The organism is Blastococcus sp. TF02-09, from assembly GCF_003319105.1.
Classification (GTDB): Bacteria; Actinomycetota; Actinomycetes; order Mycobacteriales; family Geodermatophilaceae; genus Blastococcus.
The window spans coordinates 1-1248 of sequence record NZ_QOHH01000028.1 but is presented as its reverse complement, the minus strand read 5'-3'; the positions used below and the strand labels follow the sequence as shown (position 1 = coordinate 1248).

The following is a 1248-nucleotide window of genomic DNA, read 5'->3' as shown; positions in this document are numbered from 1 at the left end:
AGGTGGATTCAAGGAGCGGATGCAACACCCGCTGGTTGATCGCCTGACAGTAGAGGGCCGATGACTTCGACGGGCTTGAGCCAGTTGAGGGTCTTGCGGGGTCGCCCGTTCAGGGAGCGGGCGATCTCGGCGAGGTCGGCGGGGGTGTGGGTCGACAGGTCGGTGCCCTTGGGCAGGTACTGGCGGAGCAGGCCGTTGGTGTTTTCGTTCGTGCCGCGCTGCCAGGGCGAGCGCGGGTCGCAGAAGTAGATGGGCAGGTCGGCGGCGATGCTGATCTGCTTGTGGTTGCGCATCTCCAGTCCCTGGTCCCAGGCCAGCGAGCGGCGCAGCTGCGCGGGTAGCGCGGTCATCGCGGTGACGACGGCGTCGTGGAAGGCGACCGCGTCGTGCGGGCCGGGCAGGTGCAGCAGGATGACGAACCGGGTGGTGCGTTCGACCAGAGTGCCTACGGCGGAGCGGTTGTTCTTGCCCAGGATGAGGTCGCCCTCCCAGTGCCCGGGTACGGCGCGGTCGTCGGCCTCGGCCGGCCGCTCGGAGATCATGATCTTGTCGGGGATGCGGCGGTCGGGATCGGCGCGACCGTCGACCCGCTTGCGGGGGCGGCGTAGCGCCCGGCCGGTGCGCAGGCAGACGGTCAGCTCCTTGCGCAGCGAGCCCTTGCCCTGGATGAACAGCGACCGGTAGATCGTCTCGTGGGATGCCCGCATCGACTCATCGTCGGGGAAGTCGACCTTGAGCCGGGCAGCGATCTCCTCCGGGGACCACTTGTCCTCGAGGTCTTGTTGAACGCGCGTGTTGAGCTGCGGGTTCTCTAGCTTGCGCGGTTTGGGTCGGCGCGCCCGCGCTTGGGCCATCAGCTGGGCGGCAACGGCCCGGTACTGGCCGTCGGGGCGGCTGTTACGGGCGATCTCCCGGCTGATCACCGACTTGTCCCGCCCCAGCCGGGCGGCGATCACCGTCTGGTTCTCACCGCCGGCCAGGCCCCGGGAGATCTCTTCGCGTTCGGAGAACGACAGGTAGCGGCCGACCGGCTCGGCCAGGCTTAACGGGGGCACCCCGCCAGCCTCACGGAACCAGCGGAAACCGTGCGAGCTCCCCACCCCGGCCAGCTTCGCCGCGGCGACCGTCGGCAGGCCCTCGCGCACGCCCCGCCAGAACGCCCGCCGCAGATGCTGCAGCTCCACCGTCGCCGTCATCGCCCGACCTCCAGGTCAGTCAGGGCGTTGCAACGACCCCTTGAAGCCGGGT

1 protein-coding gene is annotated in these 1248 nt (G+C 69.6%); it reads right to left on the bottom strand.

What is annotated here, in order from left to right; translation table 11 throughout:
- Positions 1–8 precede the first annotated feature (8 nt).
- Positions 9–1055, bottom strand: coding sequence for an IS30 family transposase (locus DQ239_RS20005; protein WP_113836175.1), 1047 nt, complete (start codon positions 1053–1055; stop codon positions 9–11).
- Between the last annotated feature and the right edge of the window lie 193 nt (positions 1056–1248).